The sequence below is a fragment of the Dyadobacter sp. 676 genome (assembly GCF_040448675.1).
In the GTDB taxonomy this organism is placed as follows: Bacteria; Bacteroidota; Bacteroidia; order Cytophagales; family Spirosomataceae; genus Dyadobacter.
Genome location: NZ_CP159289.1, coordinates 3,475,086 through 3,490,494, shown reverse-complemented (window position 1 = coordinate 3,490,494; position 15,409 = coordinate 3,475,086). Strand labels below are relative to the sequence as shown.

Sequence of the window (15,409 nt, the reverse complement as noted above, 5' to 3'; positions counted from 1 at the left end):
TTCATATCTTCGTTGGCGGATCAGTTGTCGAATGCCTGCCGCACACGCGCCGCGACGAACTGCCGCTCTTGTTGTGCACGTTTCGAATTGCGGTACCAGAGGTAACCGATCACCGCAACCAGTATGTAAGGGATCACAAACAGGAACATAATGCCGGTATTCAATCCTACTCCTACATTATTCCTTCCATTACCCATAGAACTTTCCACCGTTCCGCGGCACATCGCACATTGCGCGAATGCGCCCGCGCTGTTCAACACGAACATGATTACCAATCCGGATATTGCCAGGAACTTTTTCATACGTAATAAGGACTAATCATCAAATAAACGATCACACCGGTAACACTCACATAAAGCCAGATAGGCATCGCCCATTTCACCGCCTTCCGGTGCTCGGCAATCTGGTTGGTATAACCAAAATACACGGCCCGCAATACAAACCAAACGACCCCGATCGACAACACGATATGCGAAATCAGTAAAAAGTAATAAATCGGCCGGATAAAACCCGTTCCGCCGAATGGCGTCGCCTCGTTCGAAATGTGATAAAGCACATAGCAAACCAGGAACACGGCGCCCAGCACGAACGCGCCCGTCATCATCTGGCGATGTGCAGCGATATTCCTCTGCTTGATAAAATAAAAGCCCATAATTAGCAACATGGATGTCAGGGTATTTATCACGCCGATCACATGGGGAAGGACTTTGGTCCACGAGCCAAGATCGATTTTTTGCCGGATGCCCAGCAACAACGCAACCACTACCGGAATGGCAATGGCCAAAATGTTGATAATACGTTCGTATTTCGGTTTTCTTTCGATTGTTAATGTAGCCATACTCACTTATTTCTCATTCTTCTTTTCATAGTCGAGGATCCTGATTTCGGCCATAAGCCGGTCGGTTTCCTCTGCGTCTCCGGCCTTGTAAAAGCCTCTCACGTGCCTGTCGCGGTCTATCAGTACGATTTGCCCCGCCGGGCCATTCAACACTTCGCTTCCCTTCGCGACGTCCGTTAATTCCTTCGCAAAACAGTCCTCAATCGTCGCACTATCCGCTTTGACCGGCAGCCAGTCGCCCCGTCTTGCCGTGTCCGCCGCAACCGACAGCACCTGCAACTCCGGTATGGCTGTCTTCAAGGCGGCGACCCGTGCCAGTTCATCGCCCGCCTTTCCGCACGGTTCCCCACAATTCGATGGAATACGGGCTACGACTGTTAAACGCCCATCCAGACCTGCGCCGCCAAATATGCCGCAGTTCCCGGATATCCGGTGAAACAGGGTATCGCCGTTTTGCACGACGGCCGCGCCGTTACCATCCTTCTCCGCCACGAAATAGGGGAGGTCGTAATGGTTTGTTCCAAACAGTCTCAGTAAGGCAAAAATCAAAGCCGGAATTACTAATGTGACAATCAGTAACCCGGCTTTGGGGATTTTTTTCATCGTAATCTATTATCCGAAAATCGCCTCGAAAATCGCTTGTCCTTCGAGAAGGAGCGCCAGGATCAACCAGGCCACGAATATCACCGGTACGAGTATGGACCAGATCAGCGATTTTGTTTCATGTTTCAAGTGCATAAACTCCCCGACAATGTAGAACGCCTTCACGATCGTCATCACGATGAAGATCGAAACCTTCAAAACGCCGTGGGGAATGGTAAATGCGATCAAGAACTCGAGTGAGGTAATGATCAAAAGAATCCAAAAGGTCTTCCAGATCGCTTTACGCTGCTCGGCCCCTGCTTCGGGATCCTGGTTATGTACGTGGTGATGATGTACTTCCGCCATTTTACTTCAATTTTAATATTGTCCTATAAATTAAACCAGGTAGAAGAATGTAAATACAAACACCCAAACCAGGTCTACAAAGTGCCAGTAAAGACCCACTTTTTCCACCATTTCATAGCTTCCCCTTTTGTCGTAGAAACCTGTCGCCGCGCGGAAGAATATCAGGATGTTCAGGATCACACCGGAGAATACGTGCGTTCCGTGGAAACCTGTGATGAAGAAGAAGAAATCGGCGAATGCGGGAGGGCCGTACTGGTTCTCGGTCAGGTTCGCCCCGTGAATTGTTTTCTCGACCCAGGTACCGTTTTCGATTACTTTCATCACGGTTCCGGTGTCGGTACCGTGGATAAAGTGCGTCCATTCCCAAGCCTGACAACCAAGGAAGGTAAAACCGCCGAGGATTGTCCAAAGCATATATTTTTCAACATTCGCACGGTCCATGCGGTGACCGGCCTCCACTGCAAGTACCATGGTTACGGAGCTTGCGATGAGGATGAATGTCATGATACCAACGAATACCAACGGCAACGAAACACCGTGAAGGAACGGTACGGCTTCGTAAACCCTTTCAGGTACCGGCCAGTACATATTGGAGAAGGTGAAATCTTCGTGTTTTCCGGTGAATGCTGGGAAACTGAACCGGGCTGTACCGTAGGCCACCAGCAAGGCAGAGAAAGTAAAGGTATCGGAGATGAGGAAGAACCACATCATCAGTTTACCGTAACTTGCTTTCATAGGCTCAATACCCCCCAACCACATTTTGGGTTCTACCGCGCCGGGTGTTGTTACATGTGCCGCCATTGATAAAAGGAATTATTTAATTAAAGGTCAATAAAAAAACAAAAAGGTATAACCAGAGTATATCCAAAAAATGCCAGTAAGTGGCACTGATCTGAATTCTTCTCAGATTTTTGGAATGCATGTTCAGCTTGAATGCTGCTATCAATGCGAATACCAAAACAATCAGGCCGGTGATAATGTGGAAACCATGAAGCCCCGTGAACACGTAAAAGAACGAACCGGACGGGTTTCCAACAAAATAGACATTCATAGCTACCAGCTCTTTCCAGCCCTGAAACTGCATGTAAAGGAAGATCAGGCCGAGTACAAAAGTAATAGAAATTGCTATTTTCAATTGTTGGAACTGATCTTTTTTTGCCGAGAAATAGGCCCATTGCATTGCTACGCTGCTCATTATGAGTACCACCGTGCTGTACCAGAATATCTGCGGCATTTCAAATTCGAGCCAGTTCCCTTCGGCGCGGCGTACGAGGTACGCGCTGCTTTGCGAAGCGAAAAGCATGATGATCGTTACAAGGAACAACCAAAGAATAAACTTCTTCGGGTCCATCGAAAGCGTCTCCTGAGGCTCTCTCTCCAATTTATATTGCTGAACGTTTTCCATTTTCACTCGATTCTATTTCACAATTTATCCAACAAAAAAGCAATTTGCACGATAGGCAGGTAAATGAACGATCCGAACATCAACTGCTTCGCGGTCTTGTCCGTGCAAGTGCGCATCAGGTGGAACGTTTGCGCAAGGAACAGCACCCCGAAAACCGTCGCGATGAATGCGGAATTGATACCTGTCATTCCCAATTCGTACGGCAACCAGCCAATCGGAAGCAGGAACAAGGTATAGATCATAATCTGCAATGTCGTATCCGAATCTTTCAAACCATTGGCTGGCAACAATTTGAAGCCTGCTCTCTTGTAATCTTCGTCCAAAACCCAGGCAATGGCCCAGAAATGCGGGAACTGCCAGAAAAACTGAATCGCAAACAAAATGCCGGGTTCCAGTCCGAAATGGTTCGTTGCCGCCACCCATCCGATCATCGGAGGAAATGCGCCAGGGAATGCCCCTACGAACACGGCAATCGGACCGACGCGCTTCAACGGGGTATAAACAAATCCGTAAAGCACCAACGACAGCAGGGAAATCAACCCTGTTGTCAGGTTAAAAAACATTACAAATATCGCCAGAGACGCTACACCCAGGACCACCGCCCAGGTCGCAGCTTGCTCCACTGTAATTCTTCCGCTAGGCAACGGCCGAGAAGCCGTTCTTTTCATCATTTTGTCCAGGTCCTTTTCGAGAATCTGGTTGATGATGTTCGCCGCACCGGTAATACCGATCGACGCGAAAATAAACAGCACCAGGTCGCCGGTTTTTACATCCCGCGAGCCCAGGCAATATCCCATTGCTCCCGAGAATGCAATCAATGACGCCAGCCGGAACTTTAATAATTCAAATAAAACCCCTAATCTCTCTCTGATCTTCCCAACCCCGCTTGCGCTTTCCTCTACTGAAATCATTATTACAGAAATTGAAAATTCTAAACCCGGCTATCGCCAGACAAGGCTACGCCATTGTATTTTAAGTATTTCCTGCCATTTACGATCAGCCAAACAATAAATTGGAGGCCGATCAGCAGTATCGCGAATGTGAGGTGTATGGGCTGGGCAAATGCCGGCACTCCGAAATATGCCATCACCACCCCCGTTACGATCTCCGCGATCAGGATCCAGAGACAGGCTATTGCAATTTTGCCCGCTACCGTTCCCTTGTTTCCGGTTTTCAACACCCTGTTGATCCAGATTACATTCACCACGAAGACCAGTATCGAAAAGGACCGGTGAATGTAAAAATTGGCGCCCAGTTCATCGATCCACTGCGAACGTGCGCCGTAGCCGAGCTTCATGATCGCCAGATCCATGGCCTCACGCACCTGCGTTCCGAGCAGGATCTGAAACAGCGACAAGGCCATTACCGCGATCCCGATTCCGCTGAGCACCTTTTCGCTGCCTTCCCGCAACGTCAGTACTTTTTCGACGTATCCGGCCCATGTGAACACATAAAGCAGGATAAAAACTATCACGATGGCCAGCAACATATGCAATGTCACGATCACCGGATGCAATTCAAAAGAAACTACCTTGGCTCCGAGCCATCCCTGGAAACCGGTCAACAAAAAAGCTGTAAGGCTTAGAAAAAAAATCCGTTTGTTCCCCGATTTCAAAAACGGAATGGATGCCAGGAGCGTCAGGAAAATCATGATGCCGGTGAATACCCCGACAAGCCTGTTGATATACTCCGTCCAGGTCTTGGATGCATTGAACTCGACCTCCCCTTTCAGTTTGGCACCATAAATTTCCTTGTAATTCGCAGGAAGTTGTGATGCCTCCGTGGGTGGGACCCATCTGCCGAAGCATTTAGGCCAGTCGGGGCAGCCCATTCCCGAGCCCGTACTTCTCACAACGCCGCCGGCTATTACCACCGAATAGAGCGTAATGAGCGTATTTAAAGCCAATCGCCGGAACCGGCGATTGGCTTTAAGATCAATGATGTGTTTTGAACTGGTCATTAAAGTTCTGGGACTCAATCACCTTCTCCAGTGCGATCAGCTCATTCTCATGAGGGAAGTTCGACTCGGGTGTTTGAGAATACGGGATGTTCTGAGGAATGAAATCTTCTTTCGCACCCGGTTTGCTGTAATCATATGACCAACGGTATACCGCAGGAATTTCGCCTTCCCAGTTTCCATGACCCGGATTGATAGGAGCGGTCCATTCCAGCGTATTCGAACGCCAGGGATTTTGCGGCGCTTTTCTTCCTTTGAAAATGCTGTAAAAGAAATTCCAGAGGAATATAAACTGCGCGAGGAACGTGAATATCGCCGCTATGGAGATAAACATGTTCATATCCATGAACTTATGCGTAAAGTCGTAGCTGGTGAACTGATAGTAACGGCGAGGGAAGCCCGCGATACCCACATAGTGCATTGGAATAAACACCATGTAAATCCCGATGAACGTCAACCAGAAGTGTACCTGGCCCAGCGACGTGTTCATCATACGGCCGAACATTTTGGGGAACCAATGGTAAACCCCCGCAAACAGACCGAACGCCGACGCCGCGCCCATTACCAAGTGGAAGTGAGCTACTACGAAGTATGTGTCGTGCAATTGAATGTCCAATGCACTGTTACCAAGAATAATACCTGTTAAACCACCCGATACGAACAGGGAAACCAGACCGATCGAGAACAGCATACCCGGCGTGAATACAATATTACCTCGCCAAAGGGTGGTGATGTAGTTAAAACCTTTTACCGCAGAAGGTACCGCGATAATGAGCGTCAGGAACATGAAGACCGATCCGAGGAATGGGTTCATACCTGTTACGAACATGTGGTGCGCCCATACGATAAACGCCAGGAAGGCGATACCGAGCATGGATGCGATCATCGCACGGTAACCGAAGATCGGTTTGCGAGAATTCGTCGCGATTACCTCGGATGTAATACCCAAAGCAGGCAAGAGTACGATATATACCTCAGGGTGACCTAGGAACCAGAACAAGTGCTGGAACAGGATCGGGCTACCACCCACGTTTGGCAGCGCTTCACCATTGATATAAATGTCGGAAAGATAAAAGCTGGTACCGAAATGACGGTCGAAAATCAGCAGCAATACGGATGAAAGCAATACAGGGAACGAGATCAGACCCAGCACCGCCGTGATCAGGAATGACCAGATCGTCAGAGGCAGCCGGTCGAACGACATACCTCTCGTACGCAGGTTGATAACCGTAGTAATGTAGTTGATACCACCCAATAGCTGCGACACGATAAAGAATGCCATACTAGCCAACCATAACGTCATACCCATGCCTGAGCCAGGGTGTGCCTGTGGTAATGCGCTCAATGGTGGGTAGATTACCCAGCCACCCGCGGCAGGTCCCTGTTGCAGGAACAAAGAGGCGAACATGATAATGCTGGCCAGAAAGAAGAACCAGTACGAAAGCATGTTCATGAAACCCGACGCCATATCGCGCGCTCCCACCTGAAGGGGAATCAGGAAGTTGCTGAAAGTACCGCTCAAACCGGCCGTCAATACAAAGAATACCATGATGGTACCGTGCATTGTTACCAAAGCCAGGTAGAAGTTAGGGTCGAGCTTACCCGCATCGCTGATCCATCCACCCAACACAGGCTTTAACCAGGACAGGTTGGAATCGGGCAAACCGAGCTGGATACGGAAGATCACCGACATGGTAATCCCGATAACAGCCCACACAATACCCGTGATCAGATACTGCTTGGCAATTACCTTGTGGTCTTCACAAAATACATATTTCTGCCAAAAGCTTTGTGCTTCATGGTGGTGGTCATGCTCGTCTGCGTGGTGGTGAGCTGTTTCCAATCCTTCAATAGCTGACATATACTTTTATTGTATTTAATTAATAGAATTATCGTAGACTAGAACTTGCTCCGGCACCGCCGGCAGATGTTGCTGAGCTGTCAGCCGCAGGAGCAGCTGCTTCGGCAGGCACATATTTCATGGCCTTCGCTTTCAGGTTCTCAGGAACTTTCGCAAGATACTCAGGGTATGTTTGCAGGAAAGTCGCCTGCTCTGAAACCCATTTCTGGTATGTAGCCTCGTCGTCTACGATCAATCTCATTTTCATTGAAAAGTGACCTTGTCCACATACCTCCGTACAAGCAATCTCATAGTCAAATTTCGGGTTACCGGTTTCGGCGCGCATATCGGCGGTTGTTTTGTCGGGTACGAACCAGAATTTGGTTGGCAAACCTGGCACCGCATCCATTTTCACACGCATATGAGGAATGAATACGCTGTGCAATACGTCGCGGGCGCGGATTTTCAGCAATACAGGACGGCCCACCGGAATGTGCATTTCGGAAGGATTGGTAAAGTCGTCGAATGAATTCTCGTCCGACAAATCGATACCTACTTCGTTTTGCGCGTCAATCAGTTTATAGTTATAGTCACCAAGCTTGTTATTATCGACACCGCCGTACCGTGCGATCCAGTTGAATTGCTTACCCGTGATTTCGATCACCTCCGCATCGCGTGGTGCTTCCGCGGTAATATCCGACCATGCTTTCCAGCCTGTGAATACCAGCAACGCCATCACTACGGCGGGGATGATAGTCCAGATCAGTTCAAGCTTGTGATTTTCGGGATAGAATGTAGCACGGTTTCCTTTTTTATGTTGGTATTTCCAGGCAAAGAAGAACACCAGGAAGTTAACCAAAATGAAAGGGATCGTCAGGATTCCCATAGAAAACCAGAACAGGTCGTCGGTTCTTCTGCCGTGAACGGATGATGCTTCGGGAAGGAAGAACTCTCGTGAATGCAGGTATGACCAGGTAATTGCCACAGCACCAATCAGCAATGTCACGATAAACATGGCACCGTTGAATTTATTACCAGTCGTTACAACTTCCTCTGAATCGGTTTTGTTGATACTCTTCAAAACACCCTGCAACCTGGCTATCACTACCCCGGTGAGGACAATAAATACAAGAGCAACTAATGCGATAATAATATACATGATGATTTACTGTTTTTGCAATTAGGCGATATCGTGGTGCAATGACTCCTCCAACATCGGGTGATTTCTCGGGATCAGGTTTGCCTTGGTCAATTGCGTTGCGATTGTATAGGTAAATGCACAAAGGAACACCAGGAAGAAACCCCACTCCAAAGGTCCAAGTTCAGCGCTCGCGCCAACAGTTCCCGGCATAATATTCGTGTAGAAATCAAACCAGTGTCCGATAATTACACTCCAGCAAGCCACTTTCAGGATCGAGTGTGTGAACTTCGCATCGCGTGTCATCAACACGAGGAATGGGAAGAAGAAGTTCAGGAACAGGTTGATGAAGAAAGGTGCCTTGAAGAACCCACCGTGTCCGCGGAAACGCTCGATGAAATAGATCGTTTCTTCGGGAAGGTTGGCGTAGTAGATCAAAAGGAACTGCGCGAACCACACGTAAGTCCAGAAAATACTGAACGCAAATACAAACTTACCCAGATCGCGCAGGTGGCTTGAATTAACCGCCCTCAGGTAACCTCTTTCGCGCAGCATTACCACGGTGAGAGTAATTACAGCCAATCCGGCCACGTGCCAGCTAGCCAAAGTATACCAGCCGAACATCGTACTGAACCAGTGTGTATCGATCGACATTACGAAGTCCCATGCAGATGTGGAAGAGGTGACACCAAACACCACCAGAAATGCGGTTCCAATGCGGATAGATTTCTCGTAGAACTCCGTTCCGCCGATTTCGTCCTCCTGCAATGACAGGTTACGGATTACTCTCCATAGATAATACCAGATTACAAAATAGATTACCAGACGTGCCAGGAAAAAAGGCGTATTCAAGTAACCATGTTTACCGGCAATAACTTTGTCGTATTCAGGACCACCCACTTCGTAAAGGCCCTCATGCGTCCAATGGAAAAGATCATGGCCTCCCAAAAGGAATGTAATGATCATTACTGCTCCTGTGAAAGGCAGGAATGCGGGCATAGCCTCGGGTATTCTTTTGAACACTGCCGACCAACCGGCTTGCGCCAGGTAGTTATAAGAAAGGAAGAACATCCCCACAACGGACATTCCGGTAAAATATACACCATTTACCCAAAGGTTAGCCCAAATGCGCGCTACCCAGCTCTTGGCATGGTGACCGCCCTCGGCCGCAGCGCCGTGCGCGTCTGCGCCATGTGCCGCAGCAGCTGCTCCATGCTCGGCAGCCGCGTGGCCTGCCGCTGCAGCGTGCTCCGCTCCGTGCGCAGCCACCTCATGGCCACCACCGCCATTGGCTGCGAGGTATGCTCCTAATAGTACAAGAGCCAGTCCTACACCGCCACCAATGAGCAAACTTCTCTTAGCTCCTGATGTAAATTCAAACCGTTCTTCAATAGAAGGAATCGAATGTGCTGATGCCATTATTTAAATTATTTCTCTGTTTTCAAAATTGTACTTAGGCCCCTTTCTGCAATTTCTGTACGTAGTGTACGATCTTCCAGCGTTCCTCCGGGTTGATCTGCGACCCGTGAGGCCACATGCGTGCTTTTCCGTGTGTGATGACATGAAAAATATGCCCTTCATTCAGGTTTTTGTATGCATCGCTGGCGTAATTGGGAACACCTTTGTACATCGCTCCTACTTTACCGTCACCGGCACCAGTTGCACCATGGCAATGCTGGCAATACCTGTCATATAACACCTTGCCTTCCGCCAGCGTCTTCTCGTTCAGCGGAACGGGGTTTTTCAAAACTTTCTCAGCGATTTCGATGCTGTCGGCGGGAATGTTATAAACCATCAGGTCAACCACAGCGGAATCCGACTCGCCGAATTGGGTATGGTAGTTACGTCTCGCAACGGTACCGGCCACAGGCAGACGCATGGTAAGGCCCTGAGGATTGATAGGATTCGCTTTCTCCTGCTTGTACGGCTCGTAACCTACCGGCAGGTACATATTCGGCGCATATTCTTTCCCCGGGTTGTTCGGATCTCTCTTACAACCAGCAGCAGCGGTAAGCAATACGGCAGCAACCAATAGATATCTATATAAACTTTTAAATTTCATTGCTTTAAACTCCATTAGAATTGCTTAATGTTGACTTCTTCCGCGCCGCTGTCTTTCAACGCTCTCGATATCTCTTCTTCGCTCAGTGAGTTTCTGCTCATGTCGATCGCCATCACAAACTTGTTGTCTGTGGCGCGTACATCGAACCTCGGATGGAAATGCGTACCAGGCCCAAGTCCGTTGGAAATAAAGAATGTGATCACCATACCGAACGCAGTGAAGAGCACCGTCGCTTCGAATGTGATGGGGATATAGTTGGGGATCGAGATCGGGTCCTTACCGCCGATGATCATCGGCCAGTCAAATCCCATTGTCCAGATCATCAAAGTCAATGCGCAGCAGCAACCTGTCACACCGAACATAAAGGCAGCGATACCGATACGTGTCCTCGGGTGGCCCAGTGCCTCGTCCAACCCGTGAATCGGGAATGGAGAATATACTTCCTTGATTTTCACACCGGCTTTTCTCAGTTTAGGTACCGCGTGAAGAACAGTATCGTCATCGTCGTAAACTCCGACCAAATATTTACCAGATAATTCTGCCATACTATTACTTAATTATAATCTCTATAATTCGCTTTTACGCAATGCTTTTATTCCTGATCCTTGTTATAAGCGGGTTCAGCAGTTCCACGCTGTCTTACTTTCGCAACCCCGGCGATCTTGGCAGGCAGCTGCGCAGATGTTGAGCGCAATACCGCTTTTACTTCCGCCATGTTTACTACCGGCAGGTATTTCGAGAACAGGAGGAACAATGTGAAGAACAAACCGAAGGAGAAAATGTAATCCCCAATGTCGTAACGAGTTGGCGAGAACATCGACCAGCTTGAAGGAATATAGTCACGGTGCAGGGAGGTTACGATAATTACGAAACGCTCGAACCACATACCGATGTTTACTACCACAGAGATGAAGAATGTAAAAGTAATGCTGCGACGCAATTTTCTCGACCAGAAAAGCTGCGGAGAAATTACGTTACAGGTCATCATTGCCCAGTACGCCCACCAGTAAGGACCGGTCATACGGTTGAAGAATGCGTAATATTCATATTCGACACCACCGTACCATGCGATGAAGAACTCGGTGATATAGGCCACACCCACGACAGACCCCGTCAGTGTGATTACCTTATTCATTGTTTCGATGTGCTCGAGGGTAATGTAGTCTTCCAGCTTGTAAACCACACGTGTAATGAGCATCAGGTTTTGAACCATCGCAAATCCGGAGAAAATCGCACCCGCAACGAAGTACGGAGGGAAGATCGTCGTGTGCCATCCCGGAATTACCGAGGTAGCAAAGTCCATACTTACAATGGTGTGTACCGAAAGTACGAGTGGGGTTGAAAGACCGGCGAGGATCAGGGAAACATATTCATAACGAGCCCAGGTTTTTGCGGAACCGTCCCAGCCCATTGCAAACGTTCCGTACATGAAACGGGAGATTTTGCTGGTAGCACGGTCGCGGATGGTCGCGAGGTCAGGGATCAGACCGATGTACCAGAAAACCAACGATACGGAGAAGTAAGTACTGATCGCGAATACGTCCCAAACAAGCGGCGAGTTGAAGTTAACCCAGAGTGAACCGAATGCGTTTGGCAATGGAAGAGCCCAGTAAGCCATCCAGGGACGACCCATGTGCATCAAAATAAAAGAAGCAGCACAAATAACGGCGAAGATCGTCATCGCTTCCGCTGCACGGTTGATGGAAGTTCTCCATTTCTGACGGAAAAGCAAGAGGATCGCGGAGATCAGCGTTCCCGCGTGACCGATACCCACCCACCATACGAAGTTGGTGATGTCCCAGGCCCAACCTACTGTTTTATTCAAACCCCAAACTCCGAGGCCTTCCCACCAGGTCCAGGCAAGACACACAGTTCCATACGCCAGAACGATAAGCGAAAGGCCGAAAGCAATCTTCCATTCTTTCGTTGGAGTCGCCTCCACATGGCGGCATATGTCTTCCGTTACGTCCGCGTACGTTTTCCCACCTTGGATCAGCGGTTCTCTTACAGGTGAAGTAACATGCATACTACTATTTATTTATAATGATTGGATCGTCTGTTATTCTAAACTATCAAAATTAAGCGTGCTCTTTCTCAACCTTTTCCGCCTTGGCGGCTGCATCCTTATTACGGATTTTGGTCAGGTAAGAAATTTGCGGACGAACGTTGATTTCTTCCAGCATGTGGAATGCACGTCCCTCTCTTTCCACTTCCAGCAATTTCGAAATGCGGCTTTCAGGATCGTTCATGTCGCCAAAAGTAATCGCGTCTGTCGGGCAGGAAGATGCACAAGCCACGTTTACTTCACCATCGATAATGCGTCTTCTTTCTTTCTTCGCAGTCAGTTTTGCCTCCTGGATTCTGTGAACACACATCGAGCATTTCTCGATTACCCCTCTTGAACGTACTGTCACATCAGGGTTGATGACCATTTTACCGAGGTCATTGTTGAATGCGTAATCGAAGTTGTCGTTATCAAAATATTTGAACCAGTTGAAGCGACGTACTTTATATGGGCAGTTATTTGCACAGTATCTTGTACCTACGCAACGGTTGTAAGTCATCTGGTTCAATCCTTCCGAGCTGTGGGTAGTCGCCAATACGGGGCATACCGTTTCGCACGGAGCGTTGTTACAGTGCTGGCAGAGCATCGGCTGGAACGTAACTTCCGGATTTTCAGAAGCAACTTCCAATCCGCGAAGATCTTCCACGTCGGCATCGCTGCTGTAATAACGGTCGATACGCAGCCAGTGCATTTCGCGCGCGTTAATGATTTCCTGACGGCCAACCACAGGAATGTTGTTCTCGTTCTGGCAGCTGATCACACAAGATCCGCAACCGAAGCAGGTGTTCAGGTCGATCACCATACCCCACGAGTGGTTCTTGTATTTGTGGCCATTCCAGAGCGACAGGTCGGTTGCATCAACTTCTCCTTCCGAAGTCTGGATTTTCGGAACGAAACGTCCGGCCATCGGATCTTTCTGGAAGTGAGAAAGGACTGTTTCCTGCAAAACCGATTTACGGTTCATTACCGTATTGTGCGTCTGAGTCTGAGCGATTTCACGGGTATCGCCTGTCTTTGACAGCGTTACTTCTCCGGGCGTGAAGTTCAGGAAGCCGTCTGTGAATACTGCGAACGGATATACGTTTTTACCAACGCCGTTTGCTGATTTACCGGCTTTCTCGCGGCCGTAGCCGATCGCAACAGCCACGGTACCTTGTGCCAGACCCGGCTGAATGATCACCGGCAATTCCACCGATTTGCCTTTCACATCCACCTTCACCACATCGCCTTGAGCCAGCCCAAGTTCAGTTGCTGTTTTTTGTGAAAGACCGGCGTGGTTGTCCCAGCAAGCTTTTGTGATCGGATCGGGATTTTCCTGCAACCATGGGTTATTCGCCGCAAAACCGGTACCCATGCCTACATTTTCGAAAATTGCGAGTTCGAGGCCCGACGAAGATGCTTTGTATCTTTTGGCAATACCTGCGGCAGCAGCGGCCAGATTTCCGGAGAATGTCGCCCCGGAGCCTGTTGCAGCAGCCGAAGCCACATCGAATACGCCGTCATGCAGGGATTTGATCCAGAATTTCTCGAAATCTCCTGCTCCGCTTTGCGGATAGATATTTTTTCTCCAGTAAGCTTTTACATACTCGTGGTAGTCGGAAGATGCACCTGCCCATTTCAAAAGGCTGGATTGTGCCTGACGGGTATTGAATATCAGGCTGATAGCCGGTTGCATCAGACTGTATGATCCTGCGACGGGCTCTGCATCGCCCCATGATTCGAGGTAGTGAGGTGCAGGGAGGATGTATTTCAAAAGTGAGGAAGTTTCATCCGGTCGATCGTTGAACGACACGCTCAATGAAACCTGTGGCAAAGCTGCCGCCAGTTCCGCACCACGCGGATGATCGTAAACCGGGTTAGCGCCCCACAAAAGCAATGCTGAAACTTTGCCGCCTTTGATCTCGTCGATCAACTGGTTGGTCGCGATATCGTTACCCTGACGGTAATAGGCAGGTTTGTCGAGATTGATGGTGGAACCGTAGCTTCCCAGCAGGCTGTTCAGTGCATTCACGATCACTTGTACCGATGGATCGTTCACACCCGATACAACCAACGCCTGTCCTTTCGCAGCAACGAGGTCCGCGGCGGCTTTGTCCAGATTATCGATGTTCAATGCAGGCGTTGCAACAGGGGCCCCGCCCAATTTCGCCGCTACCTTATTATATAGCGCAGCCGCAATCAGACCGATCTGCGAAGGTTTCACCGCTGTACGGTAATCCGCATTGGCACCTGTCAGCGACAGTGTTGATTCGAACTGATACAGACGGGACATTTCTTTATTACCGTCTTTCTCGCTGCTGACGCGGCGGGTATCGGCGAATTGCTTCGAAAATGTATCGGGAGCAAGCCATGTTCCGAGGAAATCGCCGTCGATACCTACGACAACTTTCGCTTTGCTGAAATCGTAGGATGGAATAACGGCTTTACCGAACGACAACTCATTGCCCTTTACAATAGCGTAAGAAGAGTTGGCATCGTAAACTACGTGGGTAGTGGTCGGATATTTTGCAGTGAAGTCCGCGATTACCGCCTTGGTCGACGGGCTCAATATCGTGGAAGTAAGAATACGGATCGCGCCGCCTTTTGCTGCGATCTGCGCAAGCTGATCGGCGATCTCCTTGTCGACAGTTTCCCAACTTACTTTAGTATCTTCTCCTTTTTTAGGGCCTCTCAGCTTCTCGTTGTCATATAAGCCAAGCAAAGAAGCATGCGCGCGTGAGCTTACGCCGTAAGATACTTTCGAGAGAGAGTTGCTTTCTATTTTAACCGGCCGGCCCTCGCGGGTTTTGACCAGGATACTCGCGTAATCTCCACCTTCCGCGTAAGTGGATGCATACCAGTTAGATATAGTCGGAAATTCGCCTTCCGGCTTGTTAACGTAAGGGATGGCCTTCTTCACCGGCGCTTCGCAAGCTGCCAGGGACACAGCTGCCATTCCAAAGCCCAGTACTTTAAGGAAATCACGACGGTGGGTACCTACGCCGTCCACCAGGCTTTCATACTGACTTTCGGTCGGAGCGCTTGGGAACTCAGAACCTGCATCTTTGACAAACTTTTCGTCATTCCTCAGCTCTTCAAGTCCCCGCCAGTATCTTTTATTAGTATTTTCCATAAAACTATTCAATACAATGAGTTGTATCCGGTATTAATTTCTTG

Annotated in this window: 15 protein-coding genes; all 15 read right to left on the bottom strand. The window is 49.0% G+C overall.

The window, feature by feature from the left end:
* Positions 1–20: 20 nt before the first annotated feature.
* Genes ABV298_RS15700 through ABV298_RS15630 form a run of 15 tightly spaced genes read right to left on the bottom strand, consistent with a single transcriptional unit; the run spans position 21 to position 15,365 of the window.
* The gene (locus ABV298_RS15700; protein ID WP_353723007.1) at positions 21–302 is read right to left on the bottom strand and encodes a hypothetical protein; all 282 of its coding nucleotides are present in this window, start codon (positions 300–302) and stop codon (positions 21–23) included.
* Entirely contained in the window at positions 299–838 is a 540-nt protein-coding gene (locus ABV298_RS15695; protein WP_353723006.1) for a DUF420 domain-containing protein, read from the bottom strand. The genes ABV298_RS15700 and ABV298_RS15695 overlap by 4 nt, the downstream gene beginning before the upstream one ends.
* Before the next feature lie 6 nt (positions 839–844).
* Positions 845–1,441, bottom strand: a complete 597-nt coding sequence (locus tag ABV298_RS15690; RefSeq protein ID WP_353723005.1) for a hypothetical protein — start codon at positions 1,439–1,441, stop codon at positions 845–847.
* Between the two features lie 9 nt (positions 1,442–1,450).
* Positions 1,451–1,786, bottom strand: a complete 336-nt coding sequence (locus ABV298_RS15685; protein WP_353723004.1) for a cytochrome C oxidase subunit IV family protein — start codon at positions 1,784–1,786, stop codon at positions 1,451–1,453.
* Between the two features lie 30 nt (positions 1,787–1,816).
* Entirely contained in the window at positions 1,817–2,587 is a 771-nt protein-coding gene (locus tag ABV298_RS15680) for a cytochrome c oxidase subunit 3 (RefSeq protein ID WP_353723003.1), read from the bottom strand.
* A 16-nt stretch (positions 2,588–2,603) separates the two neighbouring features.
* Positions 2,604–3,191 carry a cytochrome c oxidase subunit 3 gene (locus ABV298_RS15675; protein WP_353723002.1) on the bottom strand — a complete coding sequence of 196 codons (588 nt, stop codon included), beginning with the start codon at positions 3,189–3,191 and terminating at the stop codon, positions 2,604–2,606.
* 17 nt (positions 3,192–3,208) lie between these two features.
* Positions 3,209–4,102 carry a heme o synthase gene (cyoE, locus tag ABV298_RS15670; RefSeq protein WP_353723001.1) on the bottom strand — a complete coding sequence of 298 codons (894 nt, stop codon included), beginning with the start codon at positions 4,100–4,102 and terminating at the stop codon, positions 3,209–3,211.
* 20 nt (positions 4,103–4,122) lie between these two features.
* Positions 4,123–5,097, bottom strand: a complete 975-nt coding sequence (locus ABV298_RS15665; protein WP_353723000.1) for a COX15/CtaA family protein — start codon at positions 5,095–5,097, stop codon at positions 4,123–4,125.
* Between the two features lie 28 nt (positions 5,098–5,125).
* On the bottom strand, positions 5,126–7,009 hold the full coding sequence (locus tag ABV298_RS15660) for a cbb3-type cytochrome c oxidase subunit I (RefSeq protein WP_353722999.1): 1,884 nt from the start codon (positions 7,007–7,009) through the stop codon (positions 5,126–5,128).
* A gap of 28 nt (positions 7,010–7,037) precedes the next feature.
* Entirely contained in the window at positions 7,038–8,147 is a 1,110-nt protein-coding gene (locus ABV298_RS15655; RefSeq protein WP_353722998.1) for a cytochrome c oxidase subunit II, read from the bottom strand.
* A gap of 21 nt (positions 8,148–8,168) precedes the next feature.
* Positions 8,169–9,545, bottom strand: coding sequence for a quinol:cytochrome C oxidoreductase (locus ABV298_RS15650; RefSeq protein ID WP_353722997.1), 1,377 nt, complete (start codon positions 9,543–9,545; stop codon positions 8,169–8,171).
* A 34-nt stretch (positions 9,546–9,579) separates the two neighbouring features.
* Complete coding sequence (locus ABV298_RS15645; RefSeq protein WP_353722996.1) at positions 9,580–10,203, bottom strand: cytochrome c; 624 nt, start codon at positions 10,201–10,203, stop codon at positions 9,580–9,582.
* Positions 10,203–10,733, bottom strand: a complete 531-nt coding sequence (locus ABV298_RS15640; protein WP_353722995.1) for a DUF3341 domain-containing protein — start codon at positions 10,731–10,733, stop codon at positions 10,203–10,205. The genes ABV298_RS15645 and ABV298_RS15640 overlap by 1 nt, the downstream gene beginning before the upstream one ends.
* Before the next feature lie 47 nt (positions 10,734–10,780).
* Positions 10,781–12,214 carry an NrfD/PsrC family molybdoenzyme membrane anchor subunit gene (gene nrfD / locus ABV298_RS15635; protein WP_353722994.1) on the bottom strand — a complete coding sequence of 478 codons (1,434 nt, stop codon included), beginning with the start codon at positions 12,212–12,214 and terminating at the stop codon, positions 10,781–10,783.
* A 52-nt stretch (positions 12,215–12,266) separates the two neighbouring features.
* Positions 12,267–15,365 carry a TAT-variant-translocated molybdopterin oxidoreductase gene (locus ABV298_RS15630; RefSeq protein WP_353722993.1) on the bottom strand — a complete coding sequence of 1,033 codons (3,099 nt, stop codon included), beginning with the start codon at positions 15,363–15,365 and terminating at the stop codon, positions 12,267–12,269.
* Positions 15,366–15,409: the final 44 nt, after the last annotated feature.

Bases quoted from the DNA above. Each gene is read 5' to 3' on its own strand.
- ABV298_RS15690 (WP_353723005.1), bottom strand. From the start codon at position 1,441: ATGAAAAAAATCCCCAAAGCCGGGTTACTGATTGTCACATTAGTAATT.
- ABV298_RS15630 (WP_353722993.1), bottom strand. From the start codon at position 15,365: ATGGAAAATACTAATAAAAGATACTGGCGGGGACTTGAAGAGCTGAGG.
- ABV298_RS15655 (WP_353722998.1), bottom strand. From the start codon at position 8,147: ATGTATATTATTATCGCATTAGTTGCTCTTGTATTTATTGTCCTCACC.
- ABV298_RS15700 (WP_353723007.1), bottom strand. From the start codon at position 302: ATGAAAAAGTTCCTGGCAATATCCGGATTGGTAATCATGTTCGTGTTG.
- ABV298_RS15675 (WP_353723002.1), bottom strand. From the start codon at position 3,191: ATGGAAAACGTTCAGCAATATAAATTGGAGAGAGAGCCTCAGGAGACG.
- nrfD (WP_353722994.1), bottom strand. From the start codon at position 12,214: ATGCATGTTACTTCACCTGTAAGAGAACCGCTGATCCAAGGTGGGAAA.
- ABV298_RS15650 (WP_353722997.1), bottom strand. From the start codon at position 9,545: ATGGCATCAGCACATTCGATTCCTTCTATTGAAGAACGGTTTGAATTT.
- ABV298_RS15645 (WP_353722996.1), bottom strand. From the start codon at position 10,203: ATGGAGTTTAAAGCAATGAAATTTAAAAGTTTATATAGATATCTATTG.
- ABV298_RS15695 (WP_353723006.1), bottom strand. From the start codon at position 838: ATGGCTACATTAACAATCGAAAGAAAACCGAAATACGAACGTATTATC.
- ABV298_RS15640 (WP_353722995.1), bottom strand. From the start codon at position 10,733: ATGGCAGAATTATCTGGTAAATATTTGGTCGGAGTTTACGACGATGAC.
- cyoE (WP_353723001.1), bottom strand. From the start codon at position 4,102: ATGATTTCAGTAGAGGAAAGCGCAAGCGGGGTTGGGAAGATCAGAGAG.
- ABV298_RS15680 (WP_353723003.1), bottom strand. From the start codon at position 2,587: ATGGCGGCACATGTAACAACACCCGGCGCGGTAGAACCCAAAATGTGG.
- ABV298_RS15685 (WP_353723004.1), bottom strand. From the start codon at position 1,786: ATGGCGGAAGTACATCATCACCACGTACATAACCAGGATCCCGAAGCA.
- ABV298_RS15660 (WP_353722999.1), bottom strand. From the start codon at position 7,009: ATGTCAGCTATTGAAGGATTGGAAACAGCTCACCACCACGCAGACGAG.